General features: G+C 48.1%; 1 rRNA gene. It reads left to right on the top strand.

Features of this window, described 5'->3' with window-relative positions:
* A 23S ribosomal RNA gene (locus tag F8197_RS28420) occupies window positions 1–95 on the top strand; the annotation flags it as partial.
* Window positions 96–231 lie beyond the last annotated feature (136 nt).

The following is a 231-nucleotide window of genomic DNA, read 5'->3' as shown; positions in this document are numbered from 1 at the left end:
AGGGTCGTTCGAGACCAGGACGTTGATAGGCTGGGTGTGGAAGTGCAGTAATGCATTAAGCTAACCAGTACTAATTGCCCGTACGGCTTGTCCCTATAACCTTGGCAGGTTATGGTGAATAAGAAGTACGTTGAGACGTTCGTTGATACACAACTTCATTACCCACCTACTTACTTCTCCCAGATTCTGGGCAACGTCTTACGATAAGACGCGGCCCGTACAGTTCAATGC

It is taken from the genome of Duganella sp. FT27W, assembly GCF_009295655.1.
GTDB lineage: Bacteria > Pseudomonadota > Gammaproteobacteria > Burkholderiales > Burkholderiaceae_D > Rugamonas > Rugamonas zoogloeoides.
The sequence above is the reverse complement of the archived record's forward strand: the minus strand, read 5'-3'. Positions and strand labels throughout refer to the sequence as shown.